Origin of the sequence: Mycobacterium sp. 155 (assembly GCF_000373905.1) — a bacterium.
GTDB lineage: Bacteria > Actinomycetota > Actinomycetes > Mycobacteriales > Mycobacteriaceae > Mycobacterium.
Map to the genome: position 1 here is coordinate 1,782,095 of NZ_KB892705.1, position 22,087 is coordinate 1,804,181.

Annotated in this window: 23 protein-coding genes and 1 pseudogene; 10 read left to right on the forward strand and 14 right to left on the reverse strand. The window is 67.0% G+C overall.

The features are described 5' to 3' along the window. Positions 1 to 13: 13 nt before the first annotated feature. On the reverse strand, positions 14 to 577 hold the full coding sequence (gene efp, locus B133_RS0108280) for an elongation factor P (protein WP_018600316.1): 564 nt from the start codon (positions 575 to 577) through the stop codon (positions 14 to 16). Between the two features lie 26 nt (positions 578 to 603). Then, entirely contained in the window at positions 604 to 1,689 is a 1,086-nt protein-coding gene (locus B133_RS0108285) for a Xaa-Pro peptidase family protein (protein WP_026256140.1), read from the reverse strand. A 33-nt stretch (positions 1,690 to 1,722) separates the two neighbouring features. Here B133_RS0108285 and B133_RS0108290 point away from each other — a divergent pair, with 33 nt between their 5' ends. Further along, entirely contained in the window at positions 1,723 to 2,280 is a 558-nt protein-coding gene (locus tag B133_RS0108290; protein WP_018600318.1) for a B-4DMT family transporter, read from the forward strand. 26 nt (positions 2,281 to 2,306) lie between these two features. Here the strand turns inward: B133_RS0108290 and aroB are convergent, their stop codons facing one another. The 3 genes and pseudogenes from aroB to aroC form a co-directional block, all read right to left on the reverse strand. Next, a complete protein-coding gene (gene aroB, locus B133_RS0108295) occupies positions 2,307 to 3,395 on the reverse strand; it encodes a 3-dehydroquinate synthase (RefSeq protein ID WP_018600319.1) in 1,089 nt (362 codons plus the stop codon). Positions 3,396 to 3,582: 187 nt separating this feature from the next. Beyond that, positions 3,583 to 4,095, reverse strand: a pseudogene (locus B133_RS0108300) (shikimate kinase); the annotation flags it as partial. Further along, positions 4,095 to 5,321 carry a chorismate synthase gene (gene aroC / locus B133_RS0108305; RefSeq protein WP_018600321.1) on the reverse strand — a complete coding sequence of 409 codons (1,227 nt, stop codon included), beginning with the start codon at positions 5,319 to 5,321 and terminating at the stop codon, positions 4,095 to 4,097. The gene aroC and the pseudogene B133_RS0108300, both read right to left, overlap by 1 nt. A 125-nt stretch (positions 5,322 to 5,446) precedes the next feature. On the opposite strand from aroC, the gene B133_RS22535 reads away from it, so the two are divergent. From B133_RS22535 to B133_RS0108320, 3 genes are read left to right on the forward strand one after another with little or no spacing between them, the layout of a single operon-like run. Further along, a complete protein-coding gene (locus B133_RS22535) occupies positions 5,447 to 5,734 on the forward strand; it encodes a hypothetical protein (protein WP_018600322.1) in 288 nt (95 codons plus the stop codon). Continuing rightward, positions 5,706 to 6,029, forward strand: coding sequence for a hypothetical protein (locus B133_RS0108315; protein WP_232423273.1), 324 nt, complete (start codon positions 5,706 to 5,708; stop codon positions 6,027 to 6,029). Before B133_RS22535 ends, B133_RS0108315 begins: the two co-directional genes overlap by 29 nt. After that, on the forward strand, positions 6,026 to 6,601 hold the full coding sequence (locus B133_RS0108320) for a hypothetical protein (RefSeq protein ID WP_018600324.1): 576 nt from the start codon (positions 6,026 to 6,028) through the stop codon (positions 6,599 to 6,601). Before B133_RS0108315 ends, B133_RS0108320 begins: the two co-directional genes overlap by 4 nt. Before the next feature lie 76 nt (positions 6,602 to 6,677). On the opposite strand, the gene B133_RS0108325 is transcribed toward B133_RS0108320, so the two are convergent. The 6 genes from B133_RS0108325 to B133_RS0108350 all read right to left on the reverse strand — a co-directional run bounded on the left by B133_RS0108325 (position 6,678) and on the right by B133_RS0108350 (position 12,948). Further along, complete coding sequence (locus B133_RS0108325) at positions 6,678 to 7,103, reverse strand: A24 family peptidase (RefSeq protein WP_018600326.1); 426 nt, start codon at positions 7,101 to 7,103, stop codon at positions 6,678 to 6,680. 43 nt (positions 7,104 to 7,146) lie between these two features. After that, complete coding sequence (locus B133_RS0108330) at positions 7,147 to 7,950, reverse strand: shikimate dehydrogenase (protein WP_026256142.1); 804 nt, start codon at positions 7,948 to 7,950, stop codon at positions 7,147 to 7,149. A gap of 13 nt (positions 7,951 to 7,963) precedes the next feature. Further along, a complete protein-coding gene (gene mltG, locus B133_RS0108335; RefSeq protein ID WP_026256143.1) occupies positions 7,964 to 9,208 on the reverse strand; it encodes an endolytic transglycosylase MltG in 1,245 nt (414 codons plus the stop codon). After that, positions 9,201 to 9,749 (reverse strand): Holliday junction resolvase RuvX, encoded by a 549-nt coding sequence (gene ruvX, locus B133_RS0108340; protein ID WP_018600332.1) that lies wholly within the window; start codon positions 9,747 to 9,749, stop codon positions 9,201 to 9,203. Before ruvX ends, mltG begins: the two co-directional genes overlap by 8 nt. 4 nt (positions 9,750 to 9,753) lie before the next feature. Then, positions 9,754 to 12,444, reverse strand: coding sequence for an alanine--tRNA ligase (alaS, locus tag B133_RS0108345; protein WP_018600334.1), 2,691 nt, complete (start codon positions 12,442 to 12,444; stop codon positions 9,754 to 9,756). A 114-nt stretch (positions 12,445 to 12,558) separates the two neighbouring features. Beyond that, positions 12,559 to 12,948, reverse strand: a complete 390-nt coding sequence (locus B133_RS0108350) for a secondary thiamine-phosphate synthase enzyme YjbQ (protein WP_198291050.1) — start codon at positions 12,946 to 12,948, stop codon at positions 12,559 to 12,561. Positions 12,949 to 13,159: 211 nt separating this feature from the next. Here B133_RS0108350 and B133_RS0108355 point away from each other — a divergent pair, with 211 nt between their 5' ends. Beyond that, on the forward strand, positions 13,160 to 14,101 hold the full coding sequence (locus tag B133_RS0108355) for a DUF1254 domain-containing protein (protein WP_198291051.1): 942 nt from the start codon (positions 13,160 to 13,162) through the stop codon (positions 14,099 to 14,101). Positions 14,102 to 14,216: 115 nt separating this feature from the next. On the opposite strand, the gene B133_RS0108360 is transcribed toward B133_RS0108355, so the two are convergent. Together B133_RS0108360 and B133_RS0108365 are read right to left on the reverse strand one after the other, a co-directional pair. Further along, positions 14,217 to 15,563: an AAA family ATPase gene (locus tag B133_RS0108360; RefSeq protein WP_018600339.1), complete on the reverse strand. Its 1,347-nt coding sequence runs from the start codon at positions 15,561 to 15,563 to the stop codon at positions 14,217 to 14,219. 30 nt (positions 15,564 to 15,593) lie between these two features. Then, positions 15,594 to 16,427: a DUF3097 domain-containing protein gene (locus B133_RS0108365; RefSeq protein ID WP_018600341.1), complete on the reverse strand. Its 834-nt coding sequence runs from the start codon at positions 16,425 to 16,427 to the stop codon at positions 15,594 to 15,596. 232 nt (positions 16,428 to 16,659) lie between these two features. Between B133_RS0108365 and B133_RS0108370 the strand changes: the two genes are divergently transcribed. From B133_RS0108370 to B133_RS0108385, 4 genes are all read left to right on the forward strand, one after another. Further along, positions 16,660 to 17,421, forward strand: a complete 762-nt coding sequence (locus B133_RS0108370) for a GAP family protein (protein ID WP_018600343.1) — start codon at positions 16,660 to 16,662, stop codon at positions 17,419 to 17,421. Positions 17,422 to 17,479: 58 nt separating this feature from the next. After that, entirely contained in the window at positions 17,480 to 17,614 is a 135-nt protein-coding gene (locus B133_RS24855; protein WP_018600345.1) for a hypothetical protein, read from the forward strand. A 168-nt stretch (positions 17,615 to 17,782) separates the two neighbouring features. Then, positions 17,783 to 18,334, forward strand: a complete 552-nt coding sequence (locus B133_RS24860; protein WP_232423274.1) for a hypothetical protein — start codon at positions 17,783 to 17,785, stop codon at positions 18,332 to 18,334. 80 nt (positions 18,335 to 18,414) lie between these two features. Continuing rightward, a complete protein-coding gene (locus tag B133_RS0108385) occupies positions 18,415 to 19,269 on the forward strand; it encodes a pentapeptide repeat-containing protein (RefSeq protein ID WP_018600349.1) in 855 nt (284 codons plus the stop codon). 75 nt (positions 19,270 to 19,344) lie between these two features. Here the strand turns inward: B133_RS0108385 and aspS are convergent, their stop codons facing one another. Continuing rightward, positions 19,345 to 21,120: an aspartate--tRNA ligase gene (aspS, locus tag B133_RS0108390; RefSeq protein ID WP_018600351.1), complete on the reverse strand. Its 1,776-nt coding sequence runs from the start codon at positions 21,118 to 21,120 to the stop codon at positions 19,345 to 19,347. A gap of 85 nt (positions 21,121 to 21,205) precedes the next feature. On the opposite strand from aspS, the gene B133_RS0108395 reads away from it, so the two are divergent. Beyond that, the gene (locus B133_RS0108395; RefSeq protein WP_085974259.1) at positions 21,206 to 22,087 is read left to right on the forward strand and encodes an oxidoreductase; all 882 of its coding nucleotides are present in this window, start codon (positions 21,206 to 21,208) and stop codon (positions 22,085 to 22,087) included.

Below are 22,087 nucleotides of genomic sequence, written 5' to 3' on the forward strand. Positions count from 1 at the left end.
CCGCTCGCCCTGGTCAGCCATTGACGCGCCCCAAGTAGCTGCCGTCACGCGTGTCGACCTTGAGCTTGTCACCGGTGTTGATGAACAGCGGCACCTGGATCTCGGCTCCGGTTTCCATCGTGGCGGGCTTGGTGCCTGCGCTGGAGCGGTCACCCTGTAGGCCGGGCTCGGTGTGGCTGACTTCGAGCTCAACCGACACCGGCAGCTCCAGGTACAGCGGGGCGCTCTCGTGGAACGCGATCTGCACCGGCATGCTCTCCAGCAGGAAGTCGGCGTTGCGGCCGACCAGTGCCTCGGGCAGTGGGTGCTGCTCGAAATCCTCGGAGTCCATGAACACGAAGTCGTTGCCATCGCGGTACAGGTAAGTGGCATCGCGCCGGTCGACGGTGGCGGTCTCCACCTTGACCCCGGCGTTATAGGTCTTGTCGACCACCTTGCCGGACACCACGTTCTTCAGCTTGGTCCGCACGAAGGCGGGGCCCTTACCCGGTTTGACGTGCTGGAATTCGACGATCTGCCACAGCTGGCCGTCGATCTGCAGGACGAGCCCATTCTTGAAGTCGGCAGTCGATGCCATGGTCGGGGTAGCTCCTAGCTTTCAGTTCACAGGATGGCCAGTTCCTTGGGGAACCGGGTAAGTAGTTCGGGTGCCGTCCCGCCGACGACCAGGGTGTCCTCGATCCGGACACCGCCGCGATCGGGCAAGTAGACACCTGGCTCAACGGTCACCGCAGAGCCAGCAAGCAGTGTACCGGCGGCCGTGGCGTTGATTCCCGGCGCTTCATGGATCTGCAGGCCTACGCCATGTCCGAGGCCGTGACCGAAGTTCTCGGCGTACCCCGCCTCCGCGATGACCTGCCGCGACGCGGCGTCGACAGCGCTCAGCGACACTCCCGGTGCCAGCGCCGCGCTACCGGCCCGCTGGGCGGCCGCCACCAGGTCATAGATGTCGTGCTGCCATTGCGCGGCCCGGTCCAACACGAAGGTGCGGGTCGTGTCGGAGTGGTAGCCGGCCACCAGCGCGCCGAAGTCGATCTTGACGAAATCACCGGCGGCCAGGACCGCGTCGGTCGGCCGGTGATGCGGTATCGCCGAGTTGGCCCCCGTCGCGACAATCGTCTCGAAAGACGGGCCGTCCGCTCCGTGGTCGAGCATCAGTGCCTCCAGTTCGTTGCGCACCTGACGCTCGGTGCGGCCCGGCCGCAGCCCGCCCCGGTTCACCAGATCACCCAGCGCGGCGTCAGCGGCCTCGCAGGCGAGCCGTAGGAGTGCGATCTCGCCGGCGTCCTTGACCTCCCGCAGCGCTTCGACGATGCCCGGCGCACGGATAAGTTCGACATCATCACCGGCGGCGTCGGCCAGCGCGCTGTACGCGTCGACAGTCACCACGTGGCTCTCGAAGCCCAGCCGGCGCACACCACCGGCACCCGCCCGGCGGGCCAGGCACGGCGCACACGCCCGCTCAATGATCACCTCGGCGTCCGGGGACTGGTGGGCGGCTTGGGTGCGGTAGCGCCCATCGGTGGCCAGCACCGGGGTTTCATCATCGACACGCACCAGCAGCGCGGCGTTGGAGCCCGTAAACCCTGACAGATAGCGCACATTGACCAGGTCTGTCACCAGCAAGGCGGGCAGATCGGCTGCCTCAAGCCGGCGCCGAAGCCGGTCCCTGCGCTGGGAAATAGTCACGGTCTGTGACGCTACTCGCTACGCTGTGGCCTCATGAGCAAGTGGTTACTGCGCGGGGTTGTGTTCGCAACCGCGATGGTCGTCGTGCGCTTGCTCCAAGGTGCGCTGATCAACGCTTCGCCGGGAAACGCGATCTGGTTCAGTGTGACGCTGGTGGCAGTTTTCACGATCGCAGTGGTCATCTGGGGCTTCATCGACGGCCGCGCCGACGCGCGGCACAGCCCTGACCCTGACCGTCGCGCCGACCTGGCCATGATCTGGCTGCTGGCCGGGCTTTTCGCAGGCGTCGTCAGCGGTGCGGTGTCCTGGATCATCAGCCTGTTCTACAAGAGCATCTATGTCGGGGGCCTGCTGAACGAGATCACCACGTTCGCTGCGTTCACTGCGCTGCTGATGTTCCTGGCGGCGGTCGCCGGTGTCACACTCGGCCGCTGGCTGGTCGACCGCAAGGCACCGCCGGTCACCAGGCACGGTCACGCCGGCGATGAGCGCGCCGACACCGACGTGTTCGCCGCGGTGAATGCCGGAGCGCCGGCGGACGACACCGAGAAGACCGGTGCCGTCGAGACGCCCGAGCAGCACGAGAAGTAGAGCTCGTCGCCAAGTGGCGTGGAACCTCAGTTCTTAGGGTCTCGCGCCACTTCCGCGTATGCCGCTGCGAGCAGCGCCGGATCCGGACCTTCCAACCGCCCAGGCTTGCCCAGCCCGTCGAGCACGACGAAGCGCAGCACGCCGGCCCGGTTCTTCTTGTCACCGGCCATGTACTCGAGCAGCTGCGGCAGTGCATCGCCGTCGTAGGCAACCGGCAGGCCCAACGTCGTCAGCACCGAGCGGTGGCGATCGGCAGTCACATCGTCGAGCCGGCCGGCCAGCCGGCCGAGTTCGGCGGCGAACACCATGCCCACCGACACCGCTGCGCCGTGGCGCCACTTGTACTGTTCGCGCCGTTCGATGGCGTGCGCGAGGGTGTGGCCATAGTTCAGGATCTCGCGCAGCTGCGATTCCTTCTCATCGGCGGCCACCACCTCGGCCTTGACGGCGATCGCGCGGCGGATCAGTTCTGGTAATACCGTCCCGGTCGGATCCAACGCCGCCTCGGGGTCGGCTTCGATCAAATCGAGGATCACCGGATCGGCGATGAAGCCGGCCTTCACAATCTCGGCCATGCCGGCCACGATCTCGTTGCGGGGCAAGGTTTCCAGCGTGGCGAGGTCGACCAGGACGGCGCTCGGCTGGTGGAACGAGCCGACCAGGTTCTTGCCGGCGTCGGTGTTGATACCTGTCTTGCCGCCAACCGCGGCATCGACCATGCCGAGCAGCGTAGTGGGCACGTGCACGATGTCCACGCCACGCAGCCAAGTGGCCGCCGCGAAGCCCGCGACGTCAGTGGCAGCTCCCCCGCCGAGGCTGACAATCGCATCCTTGCGGCCGATTCCGATGCGGCCCAACACTTCCCAGATGAACCCGACGACCGGCAGTTCCTTGCCCCCCTCAGCATCCGGGATCTCGATGCGGTGTGCGTCGATTCCCTTGTCCGCGAGGTGAGTTCGAATGGCTTCCGCCGTCTCGGTCATCGTCGGCTGATGCAGGATGGCCACCTTGTGGCGGCCCTCGAGGGTATGGCCCAGCTCGCCGAGCAACCCGGTGCCGATGATCACCGGGTAAGGGGGGTCGACGAGAACGTCGACGGTGACAGGCTCAGTCATGGTGTCGCTCCGCGTTGCGTGCGGCCAAGGCCGCGGGGGTGGGTGTGGCAGTCGAATCGGTGTGAACGGCTGCGGCGCCGGCCGAGTCCTTGTCCGCGGAGCTCGGCGAGGCCGGTCCGCGTTGCCGCCGCCGATGGCGTCGGCGCCTTGGTTTGGCTGCCAGCGGTTTGGCCGCCACTTGTTTGGGCGGCTGAGGATTGTCCAGGCGCGAGACGATGGTGCGCACGACCGCGCCCGGGTTACGCCTGTTGGTGTTGATACGTATGGTCGAGACGCGACGGTAGATGGGCACCCGCTGCGACATCAGCGCACGGTACTTCTCAGCCCGGTCACCGCCGGCCAGCAGCGGACGGTTGCTGTTGCCACCGGTTCGGCGCACGCCTTCGGACGCACTGATCTCCAAGTAGATCACCATGTGCCCGGCCAGGGCGTCGCACACCCCCGCGGTGGTGATCGCGCCGCCGCCGAGCGACAGCACGCCGTCATGGGTGGCCAGGGCTCCGCGGATCACCTCTTCTTCGATGCGGCGGAACTCCTCCTCACCGTCGCTGGCGAAGATGTCGGCAATAGCGCGCCCGGTGGTCTCCTCGATCACCGCATCGGTGTCGAGCATGGTCACATCGAGAGCCTTGGCCAACCGCCGCCCGATCGTCGACTTCCCTGAGCCCGGTAGGCCGATCAATACCGCCCTGGGCGCCATCAGCCCAGGGCCTGCGCCGCCGGTTCGCGCTCAGCGTCGTCCGGACTTGCTCCTCGCATGCGGACGGCACGCAGGTAAGCGTCGATATTGGCGCGGGTCTCGGCCAGCGAATCCCCGCCGAACTTCTCCAGCGCGGCGCGGGCCAGCACGAGCGCCACCATGGTCTCCACGACCACACCGGCGGCCGGCACCGCACATACGTCGGAGCGCTGGTGGATCGCGACGGCTTCCTCGCCGGTCGCCATGTCGACGGTGGCCAGTGCCCGCGGCACGGTGGAGATCGGCTTCATCGCGGCGCGCACGCGCAACGCCTGGCCGTTGGTCATGCCGCCTTCCAGGCCACCGGCCCGGTTGGTCGACCGCAGCACGCCGTCCGGGCCCGGGTACATCTCGTCGTGCGCGACGCTGCCCCGGCGGCGCGCCGTTTCGAAACCGTCGCCGATCTCGACACCCTTGATCGCCTGAATACCCATCACCGCGCCGGCCAGTTGGCTGTCGAGCCGGTTCTCACCGCTGGTGAACGAGCCCAGCCCGATCGGCAGCCCGGTCACGACCACCTCGACGACCCCCCCAAGGGTGTCGCCGTCCTTCTTGGCGGCCTCGATCTCGGCGATCATGGCGGCCTCGGCGTCCTTGTCGAACGCCCGGACGGGGCTGTCGTCGATGGCCTCGAGGTCCTGGGGCTGCGGCGGCGGACCGGTATAGGGCGCCGATGCCCCGATGGAGATGACGTGCGAGACGACCTCGACGCCGAGCGCTTCCCGCAGGAATGCGCGGGCAATGGTGCCGGCGGCCACCCGAGCGGCGGTCTCGCGGGCGCTGGCCCGTTCGAGCACCGGGCGGGCATCGTCGAAGCCGTACTTGAGCATGCCTGCGTAGTCGGCATGGCCGGGCCGCGGCCGGGTCAGCGGCGCGTTGCGCGCCACGTCCAGGTCGGTCTCGTCCACCGGGTCGGGGGCCATCACGGTCTCCCACTTGGGCCACTCGGTGTTGCCGATCTCGATGGCGATCGGGCCGCCGAGGGTCAACCCGTGCCGGACCCCGGCCAGCATGGTCACCTGGTCCTGCTCGAACTTCATCCGAGCGCCGCGGCCGTAGCCGAGACGACGGCGCTTGAGCTGCACCCCGATGTCCTCCGAGGTGACCGGCACACCGGCCACCATGCCCTCGACCATGGCCACCAGGGCGCGGCCATGCGATTCACCAGCTGTGGTCCAACGCAACACGCTTGTCATTCTCCCACGTCGCGTTTTGCCCGCGGAAATCCCTGTTCGAGCGTCGATGGTGTCGTATCTCGGGTGCTTCCGATCGTCTTGATTGTAGAAACCGCAAATACCATGGAGAAGGGCTCATGAAATACGTACTGATGTTCGTCGAAACTGAGCAGTTCACCCGCGATATGGCGGCGATGAGCGACGCCGAGCGCCAACGCGCCTACGAGCGGGTCGACGAATGGTTCGCCGGCAACGCTGGCAAGTTGCGCGGGGGCAGCAAGCTCAAGGCCGCGGAGACCGCGACGACGGTGCGCCGCGCCCTCAAGCTCACCGCCAACCCCGCCGAACAGGCGGTCCTGCAACAGCGGATCGCCTGCGTCCCTCGAGAGGATCTCTATGATGACCGACATCTCCCGACTACGTAGCGAACTGATCGCCCGTGTGCTCGGCGACCAGGGGACAGCACCAAAAGACCTGCGACAGAGTGCATTCGACAACACCGGCCTCGACGATCCGGTACGGACCCTGGTCGACAAGGTGGCCCACCGCTCCGCCGCCGTGACCGACGACGACATCGCGGCAGCCCGGTCGGCGGGCCTGAGCGAGGACCAGATCTTTGAAATCGTGGTCTGCGCGGCGGTGGGCCAGGCCGACCGGCAATACACCAACGCCCTTGGCGCACTTGCCCGAGTGGCCGGCGGGAAAGGGGATCGGCGATGAGGCTCGGCATCCTCGACAACGGGCATGGACTGGGAACCAAGGCGCTGCTGGCGATGATCCAGCTGGTCTCGCGTCAACCGGTGGTCGACGCCGTCAAGCTCGCGCTGTATCGCAAGGACTTCTACGGCGCCGGGGATCTCACCCACGAGGCCATGCGCGGGCCGTCGGAATGGTCGATCGGCGACCGGGAACTGATGGCGGCCTACGTCGCCGCGGCCGATGCGTCGCCATTCTGCGTCGCCGCGCACTCCGCGACCTCCGGGCAGTGGTACGGCGATCCGTGCAAGGTCACCGCCACTCTGGCCGATCTGGACACCGCACCGGTCGAGGAGCCCTTGCGGGCGACGCTTCGCCTGCTCGGCAAGCTGTCCCGTGAAGACGCCGTCTCCGAGGACGACATCCGCAGCGTGCTGTCCGCCGGTGTCTCCCCCGCTCAGGTCCAGGACGCGCTGGCAGTGGGCTTCGCGTTCAACATCACCGCGCGGTTGGCCAACGCCTTCGACTTCGACCCCGCGACCCCCGCCGCGATGGAGGCCGGCGCCAAGCATCTGCTCAAGCGCGGCTACCGCTGACTGCCGTCGACGCCGAATGTGAACTTGTTGGCGAACATTCGCCGAAATCTCGCCAACAAGTTCACGTTCGGCAGGCTTAGATCAGCACCAGCCCGATTGCCGCCGCACTGGCCGCGCACATCGACGGTCCGTGCGGCACGGTCGGAATGCCGCGCAACGCCGCGCCACCCGCGATCACGGCAGTGATTAGTGGCGCGGCCAGCGCCGCGAGTACCCATACGTCGGGCCCGAACGCGCCGGTCAGCGCGCCCACGCCGACGGAGAGCTTCACGTCACCGCCGCCGAGCGCGGCCGGCGCTATCAGATGCACCAGCAGATAAACCGCCGCCAGCGCTGCACCGCCCGCGAGCGCCGCGGCGCCATGGCCGAAAAGCATTGCGCCAACCAGGATCAGCACACCACCGGGCATTGTCAGCCAGTTCGGCAGCCGCCGCTGCCTGAAGTCGTAGGCGCTGAGTGTCACTAGCCAGATGACCGTAACCGCGACAGCCCACACCTCCATCCACCGAGGCTAACTGCCCCGCAGAGGCTGGGATGACGCTGTTTCAGCCGAACAAGGCCGTCCTCATCGCATCCTTCGGGGCAGTCATCCCCGTGAACAGTTCCACCTGGGTGACAGCCTGATTCAGCAGCATGTGCAGGCCGCTGACCACTTCACCGCCGGCGGCCTGCACCGCAGCGGCGAGCGGCGTCGGCCATGGGTCGTAAATGGCGTCGAGCAGCCGCGGCACCGCAGCGAGCACCGGAGCGTACGGTGCGGCGGCCGCGGCGGGGATCGTGCTCACCGCAACCGCGGAATCGGCGACCACGGCAACGAGTTCGGCGTCATCGAGATCGCACCAACTGCTCGCGACGCCACGCCCGGCGGCCAGTTCAACCAGCGGCGCGGCCTTGTCCGCATTGCGGGCGACGATCGTGATGCGCCGCGCGCCGAGTTCAGCCAGCCCGAGCACCGCGGCCGGGGCGGTGCCACCGGAGCCGATGACGATCGCCGCGCCCTCGACGGAGCCGAGTGCGCCCGTCACGCCGTCAATATCAGTGTTGTCCGCGCGCCAGCCACCGGAAGTGCGAGCCAGCGTGTTGGCTGAACCGATCAGCCGGGCCCGCTCGGTGTGCTCGTCGGCGAACTGCAGCGCGGCGAACTTACCGGGCATGGTGACCGATAGCCCGACCCACTCCGGCCCGAGCCCGGACACCAGTGCCGGTAGCTGCTCGGCTGTGCACTCGATGCGCTCGTAGGTCCAAGCCGCCAGGCCCAGCGCCCGATAGGCGGCCAGGTGCAGTTGCGGAGACCTCGAGTGGGCGATCGGAGAGCCGAGGACCGCGGCCTTGCGGACCCTATTTTCCACGACGGAGGGCAGCCTATCGCGCACTGTCGAGGACGCCGTTGTGTCGCGCCAGTTCGATGTTCGCTAGGTGCTGGTTGTAGTCGCGGGTGAAAAGCGTCGTGCCTTGCATGTCGATGGTCACGAAGTACAGCCAGTCCCCCGGCGCGGGCCGCTCGGCGGCATCCAGCGCGTCGGCGCCCGGCGAGCAGATCGGAGTCTCCGGAAGTCCTTCGCGGACATAGGAGTTCCACGGTGTGGCCTTGGCCCGGTCAGCATCGGTGGTGGCCACTTCCTGGCGGTCCAGCGAGTAGTTGACCGTCGAATCGAACTCCAGCTTGCGGTGCTCGGCCAGCCGGTTGTAGATCACTCGCGCGACCTTTGAGAAATCCTGCGGCTTGGCTTCCCGCTGTACGAGCGAGCCGACCGTGAGGATCTGGTACGGCGACATGTTCAAGGCAGTGGCGGTGTCCAGCAGGCCGCCCTGCGTGTAAACCGAAGCGCTGGAGGAGATCAGCGTCGACAAGATGGACTGGGCCGGTGCGGCCGGGTCGATGTTCCAGGTGCCCGGCGCGATCAATCCTTCCAGCCGGCGATGGTCATTGCCCATCGCCGCAACCGGTCCGGCGGCCCACTGCGGAACCCCTAGTGCGGCCACGGGCGTCGATCCGGCGGCCGAGCGAAGGTCGTCGACCGCAACGCACCGCTCGATATCGTCGAGTTTCACGCACGACGCCTTCGAGATCAGGCTGAAGATGCCGTCGGTGACAGCGTTGGTCTTGACGTCGGTGATGTCGTCGAGCTGACGTCCCTCTGGGATGGTGAGCTTGCCCACTCGGTTATTCGGATCGACCAGCCGCGCGACAGCATTGGCCGCGGGGATCTCGGTGCGCAACTTGTAGTAGCCGGGCTGGATCGACGTGATCTCAGAGTTGCCCTGGGCCGCGTCGACGAACGCCTTGACCGTGGCCACCACCTTGTGGTCATACAACGTCTTGGCGATCGCGGTGGTGGAGTCGCCGTCGTGGACCTGGATGACCAGATCGGATACGCCGTCACCGGCATAGTCGTTGCCGCCGCCGGAGAAACTGTGCCACAGCCTGGAACCGAGGAACACCGCAGCGATCGCCACGATGACGAGCAGCAGCAGCGACGCGGCCCGCGTGACCCGGCGACGGCGGTTCTTGCGGACCTGACGCATGCGTTCGGAGCGGCTCATACCGCGCCGTGGTGGTCCCACCGCGACGGGTTGCGCCCGCTCGCCACCCCACTCGTCAGCCATCCGTGCCCTCTCCGCGGCTCTCGTCGCGCACGGCCAGGGCCGCCCGCCGCTGATCCAACCAGCTCTGCAGAATGCCCACTGCAGCAACCTGGTCGATCACCGCTTTCTGTCCCTTCGCGCGAACCCCGGCGTCGCGCAACGACCGTTGTGCGGAGACGGTGGTGAGTCGTTCGTCGGCCAGCCGTACCGGCGTCGGCGTGATCCGGCGCGCCAGCTGTTCGGCGAGATCGATCGCATCGTGCGCCGATGTACCGACCCGATCAGCCAGCGTGCGCGGCAACCCGACGATCACTTCGACGGCCTCGTACTCGCCGACAATGCCGACCAGCCGACGCAGATGCTTCCCGCCGGCCCGGTCACGCTGATCCCGCAACACCGTTTCCACCGGCGTCGCGAGAATACCGTCCGGGTCACTGGTAGCCACGCCGATGCGGACGGTGCCCACGTCGATGCCGATGCGTCGGCCGCGGCCGGGGTCGTCGGCGCCCGGGCGATCCGGTCGAGCGGAGCGAGGGGAAGACTGCTCGTCGCTGCTCGGCACCGGGCTAGCTCCGGCCGATCTCGGCACGCAGCGCGGCCAATGCCGCGTCGATACCCGCCGCCCCCTTGCCGGAACCTTGTGCCATGTCAGCTTTACCACCGCCGCGACCGTTCACCGGGGCCGCGAGTTGCTTCACCAGCTCGTTGGCCCGCAACCCGAGGTCCTGGGCACCGGGATTGACCGACACCACGAACGGCACCGCCTCGTCCTCGCCCTCGGCGATCAAGGCGATGACGGCGGGATCGCTGCCGAGCTTGCTCTTGATGTCCCCGACAAGGCTGCGCAGATCGGTCGCCGAGATCCCGGCAGCCATCCGCTGCGCCACCACCCGAACCTTGCCGATGGTCTCCGCCCCCGCCGCAGCATTGGCGGCGGCCGCCCTGGCGTTGGCCAGACGTGCCTTATCGAGCTCCTTCTCGGCGGCCCTGAGCCGCTCCACCAGGTTGGCGACGCGCGCGGGCACCTCCTCCGACGGCACCTTGAGCGTCGACGCCAGCCCCGCCATCAGTGCCCGCTCCTTGGCCAGATGCCGGAACGATTCCAGTCCGACATACGCCTCGACCCGGCGCACCCCGGAACCGACCGAGGATTCACCCAGAATGGTGACCGGGCCGATCTGCGCCGAGTTGTGCACGTGGGTACCGCCACACAGTTCCAGCGAGAACGGTCCGCCAATCTCGACCACCCGAACCTCGTCGGGATAGTTCTCGCCGAACAACGCCATCGCACCCATGGCCTTGGCCTTGGACAGCTCGGTGCTGAAGGTGTGCACCTCGTAGTCGGCTTCGACGGCCTCGTTGGTGACTTCCTCTATCTGTGAGCGCTGCCCCTCGGTGAGCGCACCCTGCCAGTTGAAGTCGAACCGCAGGTAGCCCGGCCGGTTCAGAGAGCCGGCCTGAACAGCGTTGGGCCCCAACACCTGTCGCAGTGCCGCGTGCACCATGTGGGTGCCGGAGTGGCCCTGGGTGGCGCCGTGCCGCCACTTGGGGTCGACGGTCGCGACGACGGTGTCGCCTTCGACGAACTCACCGGATTCCACGTTGACGCGATGCGCCCACAAGGTCTTGGCGATCTTCTGCACATCGGTGACCGCCGCCCGCGCGGTTTCCGAGCTACCGGTCCCCGCGATGGCGCCTTCGTCGGCGATCTGTCCACCGGACTCGGCGTAGAACGGGGTGCGGTCCAAAATCAGCTCGACACGATCGGCGTCCAGCCCCTCGTGCCCGACCACCGGGACCCGCTTACCATCCACGAAGATACCGAGAATCCTTGCCTCGGAGGTCAATTCGTCGAATCCGGTGAACTCGGTAGGGCCCGCGTCGACCAGCTCACGATAGGCGGTCAGGTCGGTGTGGGCCTGCTTGCGCGCGGCGGCGTCGGCCTTGGCGCGCGCCCGCTGCTCGGCCATCAGCGTGCGGAAGCCCGCCTCGTCGACCCTGAGGCCCGCCTCGGCGGCCATTTCCAGAGTGAGATCGATAGGGAAGCCGTAGGTGTCGTGCAGGGTGAACGCGTCGTTGCCGGACAACGTGGATGCTCCCGCGCGCCTCGTCGCCGCGGCGGCTTCGTCGAACAGTCGCGAGCCCGAAGCCAGGGTGCGGTTGAACGCGGTCTCCTCGGCGACCGCGATCCGGTTGATGCGGTCGAAATCGGTGACCAATTCCGGGTAGGACGGCCCCATCTCATCGCGCACCGTCGCCATCAGCTGGCTCATGATGGGCTGTTCGACGCCGAGCAATTTCGCGGCACGGATGATGCGGCGAAGCAGCCGTCGCAGCACGTAACCGCGGCCCTCGTTGCCGGGGCTGACCCCGTCGCCGATGATGATGGCCGCGGTGCGGCTGTGGTCGGCGATGATGCGGTAACGGACATCGTCCTCGTGGTTGCCGACGCCGTAACCGCGCGGCGCGATGGACGCGACCAGGTCGATCACCGGGCGCACCAGATCGGTCTCGTAGACGTTGTCCACACCCTGCAGCAGGCAGGCGATGCGCTCGACGCCCATACCCGTATCGATGTTCTTGCGCGGCAACGGCCCGAGGATCTCGAAGTCGTTCTTCGAGGTGCCTTCACCGCGCTCGTTCTGCATGAACACGAGGTTCCAGATCTCGATGTAGCGGTCCTCGTTGGCCTCCGGCCCGCCCTCGATGCCGTATTCGGGGCCGCGGTCGTAGTAGATCTCCGAACACGGACCGCACGGGCCGGGGATGCCCATCGACCAGTAGTTGTCGGCCATGCCGCGGCGCTGGATGCGCTCAGGGGGCAGACCGGCCACTTCCTGCCACAGGCCGATAGCCTCGTCATCGTCGAGATAGACGGTGGCCCAGAGTCTTTCGGGATCGAACCCGTAGCCGCCCTCGGAGACCGGGTTGGTCAGCAGGGTCCAGGCCAATTCGATGGCACCCTTTTTGAAGTAGTCGCCGAAGGAGAAGTTGCCGGCCATCTGGAAGAAGGTGTTGTGCCGGGTGGTGATGCCGACCTCATCGATGTCGGGTGTCCGGATGCACTTCTGCACACTGGTGGCGCGGTCCCACGGCGGCGTGCGGGCACCGAGGAAGTACGGCACGAACTGCACCATGCCCGCGTTGACGAACAGCAGGTTGGGGTCGTCGAGGATCACCGATGCGCTGGGCACCTCGGTATGGCCCGCTTTCACGAAATGATCGAGGAAGCGCTTCCTGATCTCGTGTGTCTGCACGTCGCTTCTGCCCTCGTGTTAGTAGATGGTGGCGGTGGTACCGCTCGGTGTGCACTGCCAATAATTCGACCGCCTCACATTACCGGTCAGCGCGGTCGCCCTGAACAGCGTTGGTCAGGCCGCCAAAAAACTCAGTCGCACGGACCGTTGCGGGTTGTCCCGGTTGAGGTCGACCAGTACGACACTCTGCCAAGTGCCCAGCAACGGGCGCCCGTCCTGCACCGGCACCATGACCGACGGCGACACCAGGGCAGGCAGAACGTGATCGGCGCCGTGGCCGAACGATCCGTGCGCGTGCCGATAGCGGTCATCGCGGGGCAGCAGCCGCTCCAGCGTGTCGATCAGGTCGTCGTCGGAGCCGGCTCCGGTTTCGATGATCGCCACCCCGGCTGTGGCGTGCGGGACGAAGATGTTGCACAGCCCGTCACCGTGGCCGTCGCAGAACTTCCGGACGGTGTCCGTCAGGTCGACGATGCGGCGGCGGGAGGTGTCGACATCGATCACATCGCTGTCCATCCGACCAGCCTACGGGCAGTCCCACCACCCCATTGCCAGCCACGTCGCAGCGGGCGCCTGCTGGTTCCCGGCGGACAACCCCGAACGCAATCGGGACGACCCGCGACACGCCGTCGCGCGCATCACTTTCGGCCGATGCGTGTGGCAGTCCGGGCGAGTGCATATGGTTCGGGATGTGAATGGTGGCGCCGCGCAGATCGTGACGGTCGACAACTTCGCGCGCGCGGAGTCCGATCTGTACTTCGGCCGGGTGTGCTCGATCGCTGGCGGAACCGGGAAGTGGAACATTCACCGCACGGTGATGGATGTGCACCACCAGACTGTCATCCGCGCCAACCGCGACACCCTCTACTCGGCGGTGGTGCTCGACCTCGATGCCGGCCCGGCCACGGTGACCCTGCCCGATCCGGGCGAGCGGTTCCTGTCCGCGATCGTCATCGACGAAGACCAGTACACCTCACCGGCCACGTACGGCCCGGCCACCCTCACGCTGACCCGCGAACAGCTGGACACCCGGTACGCGATGGTGGGTGTGCGGATCCTCGTGAACCCGACGAAGCCGGGCGACCTGGACGAGGTCCACGCCCTGCAGGACGCGCTGCACATCGAGCAGGACTCCGCGGGCTCCTTCGAGGCACCCGCCTGGGACAAGGCCAGCCAGGACGCGACCCGGAAGGCGCTGATCGAACTGGCCGGGCACGTTCCCGACGCCCGGCGCATGTTCGGCGCCCGCCACGAGGTAGACCCGATGCGGCACCTCATCGGCACCGCGTCCGGGTGGGGCGGCAACCGCGAGGCCGACGCCACCTACATCACGGTCACCCCGAAGCTCAACGACGGCACCACCCCGCACAGCCTGACGGTGCGCGACGTTCCCGTCAACGGGTTCTGGTCGATCGCCGTTTACAACGCCGACGGCTACTTCGAGCCGAACGACCTCGACTCGTACGGGCCGAACAGCTTCACCGCGGTGGCGAACGCCGACGGTTCAGTCACGGTGAACTTCGGCGGGGATCCGGCCGCGGTGAACTACGTCCCGATCACCCCGGGCTGGAACTACTGGGTGCGCCTGTACCGGCCCCGGCCCGAGATCCTCGACGGCACATGGACGTTCCCGGAGGCGCAGCCCGTCGTGGGGTGATCGGATACTTCTCGCGGCCGGAGCACCACTGACGTTCATAGCGACTTGTTCAGCGCCGAGATAAGTTCTCGGTTGGCGCGGAACCGCCAATTGCATTGAGACCGCACAACGGCGCCTAGCGCTTACGCCGGACGATGGCCCGCAGCTTGTCGAGCCGAGTGGTGATCTCGCGTTCGACCCCGCGGCCGGTCGGCTGGTAGTAGTCAACCATGACCAGATCGTCGGGCGGATATTGTTGTGGCACAACGCCATCGGGATGGTCGTGCGGATACCGGTAGCCGACGGCGTGGCCGAGCTTGGCGGCGCCCGAGTAGTGGCCGTCGCGCAGATGTGGTGGCACCGGCCCGGCCTTACCCGAGCGGATGTCACCCATCGCCGCCGCCAGCGCTGTCGTCACTGCGTTGGACTTGGGCGCGGTCGCGAGATGGACGGTCGCGTGTGCGAGCGTCAACTGGGCCTCGGGCATGCCGATCAGCTGCACGGTCTGCGCGGCGGCCACCGCGACCTGCAGGGCGCTGGGATCGGCCATGCCGATGTCCTCGCTGGCGAGGATCATCAATCGCCGGGCGATGAACCGCGGGTCCTCCCCCGCCACCAGCATCCGCGCCAGGTAGTGCAGCGCCGCGTCGACGTCGGAGCCGCGCATCGATTTGATGAAGGCACTGACCACGTCATAGTGCTGATCGCCGTCGCGGTCATAGCGCACGGCGGCCTTGTCCAGCGACTGTTCGATGATCTCAAAGGAAACGACGCCACCAGGTGCCCCGGCTGTCTCCGAGGCGACTTCCAACGCCGTCAACGCACGGCGAGCGTCACCGGCCGAGAGTTGAACCAGCAGGTCGACCGCCTCGTCGGTGACCTCGACCGCACCGCCCAGGCCTCGCGGATCGGTGATCGCGCGGCGCAGCACGGCCTCGATGTCCTGCGCGGTCAACGGCTGCAACTGCAGAATCAGCGAGCGCGACAGCAGCGGGGCCACCACGGAGAACGACGGGTTCTCGGTCGTCGCAGCGACGAGTAGCACCACCCGGTTTTCGACGGCTGCCAGCAGCGCGTCCTGCTGGGTCTTGGAGAAGCGGTGCACCTCATCGATGAACAGCACGGTCTGACCGCCGTGGACGGCCGAGCGCCGAGCGGTGTCGATCACCGCACGGACCTCTTTGACCCCGGCCGACAGCGCCGAGAGTGCCTCGAAGCGGCGGCCGGTGGCCTGTGAGATGAGCGACGCCAGTGTGGTCTTACCGGTGCCGGGCGGGCCGTAGAGGATCACCGATGCCGCGCCGGAGCCCTCCACCAGGCGACGCAGCGGCGAACCGGCCCGCAGCAGATGCTGCTGCCCGACGACCTCATCGAGGCTGGCCGGACGCATCCGCACCGCAAGCGGGCCCGTGTCGGGCGCGACCAGGGAGCCGCGATCGCCGGGCCCTGAGTCGCCGGGCACATCGAACAAGCTGTCGGACACGTGTTCTGCTTACCACGCCGGGCCGACCGGCTACTCCGGCGCGGTCACGAAATCGATCAGCTCCTCCACCCGGCCGATCAGCGCGGGTTCCAGATCATTCCAGTCGCGCACCTGGCCACGGATCCGCTGCCAGGCCCGCGCGGTGTCGGCCTGGGTGGCATGGGGCCAGCGCAGCGCCTGGCAGATGCCCTTCTTCCAGTCCGTGCCGCGGGGAATCTCGGGCCACGCCGTCATGCCCAGCCGAACAGGTTTCACGGCCTGCCAGATATCGATGAACGGATGGCCGACCACCAGCGTGTGCTCACCGCCGGGGCCCCGCCGTACCGCCTCGGCGATGCGCGCCTCTTTCGAACCGGTGACCAGGTGATCGACCAGCACCCCGAGTCGCCGGCCGGGACCGGGCGAGAATTCCTCGACGATGCCGGCCAGATCGTCGACGCCGCCGAGATACTCGACCACCACGCCTTCGATGCGCAGGTCGGCGCCCCATACCTGCTCGACGAGCTCGGCATCATGGCGTCCTTCGACGTAGATGCGGCTGGCCAGCGCCACCCGGGCCTTGGCGCCTGCGACGGCGACCGAGCCCGACGCCGTGCGGGCCGGTGCCGCCGTCCGTTTCGGGACGGTCAGAATCACGGGCTTGCCATCGATCAGGAATCCGGGGCCCATCGGAAAGGCGCGCACCTTGCCCCTGCGGTCCTCGAGTTCGACGCGACCACCCTCGATGCGCACCACGGCACCCACGTAACCGCTCTGGGCGTCCTCGACCACCAGGCCTTTCTCGGCCGGCTGTTCGGTGGACCGGATGCGCTTCGGGATGTGCGGGTTTCGGGACAGGACGTCGGAACCGTAGCGATCAGTCACGCGGCGATACTAGAAACGTCCCCGAGGTTAATGGAGTTGCGACATACCGTCGTGACCTTGCCGTTAGACCGTGCGCGTGCCCAGCCCCCTTGCGCGAGCAGACAGCAAGGTACCGAAAACTCGGCGTGTCGCGGACTGACGCGTCTGCTCGCGGTGGTGCCGAATGGGCCAGATTCAGCTCGCGCTGGTTCAATCAGCAGGAGATAGCTGACGAAAGGATGGGGCCGCCCGCATGTGGAGCACGGTGCTGGTGATGGCCCTCGTGGCCGCAACCGACCCGCTGCGCATCGGGGTGATCGCTTACATGGTGTCGCGCGCACACCCCGTCCGGTTGCTAATACCGTTCTTCGCGGGCGGTTTCGCCACCAATGTGGCCGTGGCGGTGGCCGTGGTGTTCGTGTTCAGGGAGAGCGCGCTCGGCGACAGATCGGTTCATCCGGGTATCGAGATCACGATCGGTGTGGTGGCGGGGCTCATCGCCGTGTTGTCGGCGACCGGTCTGCTGGAGCGATTGTTCCATCGGGTACGCGGCAAGCGGGTGGCGGTGACGGCCGCCGTCGGTGACCACGCAGATCCTGCAACAGGCCAACCGCACTCCGAACCCGTGGAGCCGCCGACGCTGGACTCCCTGCCCGTGGTCTCGAAACTGCCCGAGAGCATCAAGGCCGCCCTGCGCGGCGAGGCGGCCTGGGCAGCCGGCCTGCTCGGCCTGAGCAACGGCATCCCCTCGCCGTACTACGTGGGTGCCATGGCGGCGGTACTCACCTCGGGTGCGACGGTCGGTCAACAGCTGGGCGCGTTGGTGATCTTCAACCTGGTCGCGTTCTCAGGCGCGCTGATCCCGATTCTGAGCTTCTGGATCGCGCCCGACGCCACCCGCTCGGTCGTCGAGTACTTGTACGCCTGGATGAAGATTCACCACCGCCTGGTGGTGACGGTCATCGCCGGTGCGGTCGGGGCGTTCTTCGTCGGGTTGGGAATCAGCCACCTGTGATCACACGCTGACGCTGGGATCCAGCTGCAAACTTCGGCCCGAGAGTAGCGTTCGGCACATGGCGGACTGGGCAGACGTGGTGCGGCTGGCCGCAATTGACGTGGCTGAGCTGACCGAGCTGATCACCGAATCATGGCTGACACAGGCACCCAAAACTCTGGCAAAGAATTTTCTGGCGGACGGGCCTGTGTAGTTCGAAACCTCATTCCGGCGTGCCGATCCGGGTCATCAGTTCGCCAGGTGGCACGGGATACCCTTTCTCGCAACGCGTCTCGACGGCTGCATCAGCACTGGACACCAGCGGGCGCCTGCACCCCGCTGCCTCGGATGTGTGGTGTGATGGCGTAGAGGGGGATCGCGTTTGACGAACGACCGTACGCCACTGTTTGTCGTGAAGCCGGTGCCGCGCGTCCGACGATTCGGTCTGCGGGGCACCCTCGTGGTGCTGGGTCTGGGCGCGATCATCTGCTATGGCGTGCCCGTCGCTGTCTATGCCTGGGTGGCGCAGCGACCCGTGGATTGGCCGACATTTTGGGAACATGCCGCCCAGCCTTACGCGACGCTGGCCGCAGGCATCGGCGCGATCACCGCCGGTGTGCTGGCCTACTACAACGGCCACTACACCCGAGCCGACGACCGCCGGCGCCACGGCGTCGAACAAGCACGCCATCGTGAAGAACGCGATCAGGAAATCCGCCGCGACCTGCACGCCCGATTCACCACCGCGGCAACTCAACTCGACAGCGCGACGCAGATGACCCGCCAGGCTGGTGTTCTGCGCTCGTGGCGCTCGCCGACGACTGGTATGCGCTCGATCCGGAAAGTCGTCACATCCAAGCGTGCGTCGACGTTCTTTGCTCCTACCTCAGTAAACCACCGGCCCCACCAGTCGATTGGGACGAGCACACCGTAGGCGTCGAGGAGGACGCGCTCGCTGCGGACAACGAGAACCGATCCCGCCGGACACGCGCGACGTACCCCGACGACGAGCGGGTGATCCGCGAAACCATTTGCACCGCGCTGCGTCAGCATCTCCTCCACGATGCTGTCCCGAACTGGTCGCATTGCACGCTCAACTTCGCCGGCGCTCGATTTCACAACCTCAACCTGTCGGGCGTCAAAATCACCTCAGCCGACTTCACTGGCGCTGTCTTCACGGGGACAACCCTGTTCGAGGGCGCCGTGTTTGTCGCAGAGGTTGCCGACGCGATCAAGTTTGACCACACCAGATTCGTCGCTGCAGGTCGGTCGAGCCGTACTAGCTTCTGTCGCACGGGATTCGATGCCAATAGCGTCGACGGCATCAGCTTCGCCCACGCCCGGTTCTCCGCGGATCGCGGCGGCAGCATCGACTTCGACACGTTCTCGATCCACTCGTTCTGGGAGGCGGGGGTCTCGTTTCAGGGTGCGCACTTCTGCGCCGCCGACTTCGCCCGTATCAACTTTCGCGATGGCTTGATCACCACTGACCGGACGAAAAACCGCTTCCGACACCGTGATCGAGGGTCGGAGGGTATTTCATTCGAATCCGCCATTTTCACCGCCGAACGTGGCGGCCTCATCGCCTTCGAGCGCATCGATTTCAGCGCTCGAGCAGCCAACATTTCCTTCGCCGGCAGCCGCTTCGCAGCCGTCACCCCCAACAGCGGCATCGTATTCCTCGGCGTCGGATGGAACACCGACAACGACGGGATCATCGACTTCATGACGGCCAGCTTCGAAGGTGACGGAGCTATCGCGTTTCTTGACCCGCCGAGGTGGGTGGGCGTGAGATTCCCGTGGGACGCTGATCCCGCGACGATGCCACCCGTCGTGTCACCGAGGCAATGGCCGCCGGCCAGCCGTTAGGGACTGAGCTGACTGCGTTCCGGTGCGCTTAGGCTCAGACGAGCTCGAACAGCAGCTTTTCTCTGTCCATCTCGGTCATGCGTTGTCGGGTTTCTCCGGTTTGGCGTCTATTCCGGATTCCTTACGCTGCTGTGCGGTGATCGGTGCCGGCGCGGCGGTCAGCGGGTCCACGCCGCCACCCGACTTGGGAAACGCGATGACCTCGCGGATCGAGTCGACGCCGGCGAGCAGTGCCGTGATGCGGTCCCAGCCGAACGCGATGCCGCCGTGAGGTGGCGCACCGAAGGTGAACGCGTCCAACAGGAATCCGAATTTGTCCTGCGCTTCATCGTGGCTGATGCCCATCATCGCGAACACCCGCTCTTGAAGGTCGCGACGGTGGATACGGATCGAGCCGCCGCCGATCTCGTTACCGTTGCAGACGATGTCGTAGGCATCGGACAACGCGTTGCCGGGATCGGTGTCGAACGTGCCCTCCGATTCAGGCTTCGGCGCGGTGAAGGCATGGTGCACCGCCGTCCAGGCGCCCGAACCCACCGCGACGTCGCCCGAGGCCGTCGCCTCGTCGGAGGTCTCGAACATCGGAAAGTCCACCACCCAGGTGAACGCCCAGGCGGTCGGGTCGATGAGGTCGAGTCGCTTGGCGATCTCGACCCGGGTGGCGCCGAGCAGTGCCCGGGCGCCCTTGGCCGGACCCGCGGCGAAGAAGATGCAGTCGCCGGGATTGGCGCCGACGTGCGCGGTCAGCCCGTCCCGCTCGGCGTCGGTGAGATTCTTGGCGACCGGCCCGCCCAAGGTGCCGTCCTCGGCCACCAGGACGTAAGCCAGTCCCTTGTGACCGCGTTGCTTGGCGAATTCCTGCCAGCCGTCCAGTGTGCGCCGAGGCTGCGAGGCGCCGCCGGGCATGACCACAGCGCCCACGTACGGCGCCTGGAACACCCGGAACGTGGTGTCTTTGAAGTACTCGGTGCACTCGACAAGTTCCACGCCGAACCGCAGGTCGGGCTTGTCCGAGCCGAACCGGCGCATGGCCTCGGCGTGGCTGATCCGCGGTAGCGGCAGGGGCAGGTCGTAGCCGATCGTGGACCACACCGCGCGCAGGACTTCTTCGGAGATGGCGATGACGTCGTCGGCCTCGACGAAGCTCATCTCCATGTCGAGCTGGGTGAACTCGGGTTGACGGTCCGCGCGGAAGTCCTCGTCGCGGTAACACCGGGCGATCTGGTAGTACCGCTCCATCCCCGCGACCATAAGCAACTGCTTGAACAGCTGCGGGCTCTGCGGCAGCGCGTAGAACGAGCCGGGCTGCAGCCGCGCGGGTACCAGGAAGTCACGGGCCCCCTCCGGCGTCGAGCGCGTCAGCGTCGGGGTCTCGATCTCCACGAAGTCGTGCTCGGCCAGCACACCACGGGCAGCCGCATTCACCTTCGAGCGCAACCGAATTGCGTGACCCGGGCCTTCACGGCGCAGATCAAGGTAGCGGTAGCGCAGCCGGGCCTCCTCGCCCGCGGTCTCGTCGAGCTGGAACGGTAGCGGCGCGCTCTCCCCCAGCACGGTCAACGATGTGGCGTTGACCTCGATCTGACCAGTCGAGATCTCGGCGTTCTCATTGCCCTCCGGCCGGACCTCGACGACGCCGGTGACGGCGATACAGAACTCGGCGCGCAGCCGGTGCGCGGCGGCGAGCACGTCACCTTCGCGGAACACCACCTGCGACGCGCCCGACGCGTCCCGCAGGTCGATGAAGATCACGCCGCCGTGGTCGCGGCGACGCGCGACCCAACCCGCCAACGTCACCGTCTGACCGGCATCGGCGGGCCGCAACGAACCGGCGGCATGAGTGCGCAGCACGAAAAACTCCCTGTGGGTCGAGGGGAAGAGGTGTGGAACGAGTGACAAGTGTAGAGGGAGCCGCACAGCCACTAAGTTGGCGATCGTGAACGTGTCTGTTGCTGTCATCGGTCCCGGCGCCATCGGCTCGGCCGTCGCGGCCCATCTGCACACCGCCGGGCACCAGGTGTCGGTCTACGGCCGCACGCCCCGCGACTCGATCGAAGTCAGACCCGACGGCTCGGCGCCTGTCATCGTGCCTGGCCCGGTGCGTACCGATCCCGACGCGGTATCAGGCGCGGTGGACGTGGTGTTCCTGGCGGTCAAGGACACCCAGAACGCCGAGGCCGCGAAATGGCTGGCCCGGCTGTGCGATGCGAACACTGTGGTGTGTGCGTTGCAGAACGGTGTGGAGCAGGTCGAGCGCGTGGGCCGGTACTGCCCTGCCGGCACTGTGGTGCCCGCGGCGATCTGGGTCTCCGCGGAGACGACGCCGCAGGGCTGGGTGCGGCTGCGCAATCCGCTTCGTTTGGTCTTGCCCGACAATGCCGCCGCAGCCACCATCGCCGCCCTGTTCCCGGACGGCACCGTCGAATTGGATTCCGAATTCGTCAACGCGACGTGGCACAAACTGCTGGTCAACGCTGCGGTCGGACTCATGGTGCTGTCCGGCCGACGCTCGGGCATGTTCCGTCGCGACGACGTCGCTGCCCTGACCCGGGAGTACCTCGCCGAATGCCTTGCCGTCGCCCGGGCCGAGGGCGCGACCCTGTCCGACGCCGTGATCAATGACGTGGTCGACATGCTCGCCAAATCCCCGCCGGACGTCACCACGTCGATGTTGACCGATCGACAGGCGGACCGACCGCTGGAGTGGGACATCCGTAATGGCGTGATCCGCCGCAAGGCCGCCATCCATGGCCTGGCCACCCCGATCAGCAACTTGTTGGTGCCCCTACTAGCGGCGGCCAGCGACGGACCTGGCTGA

Bases quoted from the DNA above. Each gene is read 5' to 3' on its own strand.
- B133_RS0108290 (WP_018600318.1), top strand. From the start codon at position 1,723: ATGAGCAAGTGGTTACTGCGCGGGGTTGTGTTCGCAACCGCGATGGTC.
- efp (WP_018600316.1), bottom strand. From the start codon at position 577: ATGGCATCGACTGCCGACTTCAAGAATGGGCTCGTCCTGCAGATCGAC.
- B133_RS0108315 (WP_232423273.1), top strand. From the start codon at position 5,706: ATGATGACCGACATCTCCCGACTACGTAGCGAACTGATCGCCCGTGTG.
- B133_RS24855 (WP_018600345.1), top strand. From the start codon at position 17,480: ATGGCGGACTGGGCAGACGTGGTGCGGCTGGCCGCAATTGACGTGGCT.
- B133_RS0108325 (WP_018600326.1), bottom strand. From the start codon at position 7,103: ATGGAGGTGTGGGCTGTCGCGGTTACGGTCATCTGGCTAGTGACACTC.
- aroB (WP_018600319.1), bottom strand. From the start codon at position 3,395: ATGACTGAGCCTGTCACCGTCGACGTTCTCGTCGACCCCCCTTACCCG.
- B133_RS0108370 (WP_018600343.1), top strand. From the start codon at position 16,660: ATGTGGAGCACGGTGCTGGTGATGGCCCTCGTGGCCGCAACCGACCCG.
- mltG (WP_026256143.1), bottom strand. From the start codon at position 9,208: ATGGCTGACGAGTGGGGTGGCGAGCGGGCGCAACCCGTCGCGGTGGGA.
- B133_RS22535 (WP_018600322.1), top strand. From the start codon at position 5,447: ATGAAATACGTACTGATGTTCGTCGAAACTGAGCAGTTCACCCGCGAT.
- B133_RS0108320 (WP_018600324.1), top strand. From the start codon at position 6,026: ATGAGGCTCGGCATCCTCGACAACGGGCATGGACTGGGAACCAAGGCG.